This window comes from Tahibacter caeni, assembly GCF_024609805.1.
GTDB lineage: Bacteria > Pseudomonadota > Gammaproteobacteria > Xanthomonadales > Rhodanobacteraceae > Tahibacter > Tahibacter caeni.
This window is the reverse complement of the sequence record NZ_JANFVR010000534.1, coordinates 1-2078: the sequence shown is the minus strand read 5'-3', so window position 1 is coordinate 2078 and position 2078 is coordinate 1. Positions and strand designations below refer to the sequence as shown.

General features: G+C 74.3%; 2 protein-coding genes. Both read left to right on the top strand.

The features are described 5' to 3' along the window. Window positions 1–488, top strand: a 488-nt coding sequence (locus tag NON22_RS23515; RefSeq protein ID WP_257389415.1) for a hypothetical protein, incomplete at its 5' end; no start/stop codon positions are given. After that, on the top strand, window positions 485–2078 hold a 1594-nt coding region (locus NON22_RS23510), incomplete at its 3' end, for a phage tail protein (RefSeq protein ID WP_257389414.1). The genes NON22_RS23515 and NON22_RS23510, both read left to right, overlap by 4 nt.

Below are 2078 nucleotides of genomic sequence, written 5' to 3'. Positions count from 1 at the left end.
CCGAGTTCGCCGCCGTGCGCGCCACGCTCGCGCATGCGCAGCGCTGCCGCGGGCCGGACCGCTTCGCGCTCGTCGTCGAGCAGGCGTTGCCGCGCTACGTGTATCTCGATCTTGTCTATGCGCGCGATCCCCGCCGGCGGCAGGACGACGTCGAGGCGGCGATCCGCGCGGCCCTGGGCCTCGCCGGCGACGAGGCGAACGCGCGCGGCGGCGTGTTCGGCCTGCGCGCGCGGCAGCTCGGCGAGGTGGAATACGCGAGCCGCATCGAAGGCCGCGTGCAGAACGTCGACGGTGTGCTCTGGTGCAAGGTCGCCGGACTCGGACGCTTCGCGGCCGGCGCCGTCGATCCGGCCGCGCTGGTGCTGCCGCCGGCGCCGCGCGCCGCCGCCGCCGTCGTCGCCTGCAGCGCGCACGAACTGCTGCAGCTCGCGCCGGCGCACCTGAGCCTGACGCCGGCCGCCGAGCCCTCCGCCGGAGAATGCGCATGACCACGCCCGTCCCGTTGTTCGACCGGCTGCCCGAGATCCATCGCACCTACGATGCGGAGCAGTCGCCGTCCGGCCAGCTGCGCGCGTTCCTCGGCGCGGTCGAGCGCGCGTTCGGCGCGCTGCACGACGACATCGGACGGCTGTACGACGACCTGTTCATCGACACCTGCGACGACTGGGTCATTCCGTACATCGCCGACCTGCTCGGCACGTCGCACCTGTCGGGCGATCCGCGCACCCTGCGCGCCGATGTCGCCGACACGATCGCGCTGCGCCGCCGCAAGGGCACGCTCGGCGCGATCGAACGGCTCGCGGTCAATCTGACGGGCTGGGCCTGCCGCGCCGTCGAGCTGCGCGAGAACCTCGGCTGGTCGCAGCACCTGAACCACCAGCGGCCGGATGCCGGCGGCGCGCCGCCGTACGGCGATCCGGCGCTGACGCGCTTCGCCGTGCCGCGCGGCGGCACCGCGACGATCCGCGATCCGGCGATGCTGTCGCTGCTCGGCACGCCGTTCGATCCGTTCGCCTACAGCGCCGACGTCAAGATCGCCGTCGACGACGCGCGGCACGTCAATCTGCCGAATCTCGCGGTATTCCTCTGGCGGCTTTTCGCCTACCGGCTCCCGCGCGTGCGGCCGCTCGCCAAGGGCGTGACCGATCTCGGCGCCGTCGCGGCCGGCGACGCGCGCTTCGCCGTGCGCCTCGACCTGCACCCGCTCGATCTGCCGGTGCGCCTGTTCAACACGAGCCGGCCGGGCTTCCTGCGTGCGGCGACCTCGGGCGGCTTCGTCGCGCCATTGACCGAGGCCGACGCTGTGCCGGGGCCGATGCTCGACGCGCGCCTGACGAGCGGCTCGCCGGCCGGCCGGCCCGAAGCCTACGTGCGCATCGATTTCTACAACGCGGCCGTGACGCCGCCGACCGGCTTCGACCTCGGCGATCCCGGACTGCACCTGTTCCTGCCGCAGTCGCTGCAGGCGCTGCTGCCGGCCGGCTGGCGCTGGCGCTTCCGCGGCGACAACCTCTGCGCCTGGGAAAGCGGACTGCGCCGCGCGCTGCGCGACGGCGAGGTCGTCGTCGATCCCGACATCGGCCGCGTGCTGATCGGCCTCGCCTCGCAGGTCCAGGCCGACGAAATCGCCGTGCAGCAGAACGGCGCCTGGACGACGCGCGCGTTCGCGAGCTTCACCTACGGCGCGGCCGGCCCGGTCGGCGCGCATCCGGCGTCGCGGCGCATCGCCGACGACGGCGACGTCGAGCTGCGCCGCGTCGGCGACATCGCCGGCGGCCTGACCCTGCAGGCGGCGCTGGCCGGCCTCGACACGGCGACCAAGACTGTCGTCGTCGAAATCCACGACAGCCTCGTGCACGAACTCGACATCGCGGCGCTGCCCGGCACCGCGATCGACGGCGGCAGGTCGCTGCGGCTCGCGCAGTCGCTGACGATACGCGCGGCCGGCGAACACCGGCCGATCGTGCGGCTCGCGCAGCCGCTCGCGTTCCGGCCCGTCGACGCCGCGGTCGCGAAGGCGGCGGCCGGTCCGGCCGTGCGGCTCGACGGCCTGTACCTCGCGCCCGGCGCGGCGCTGC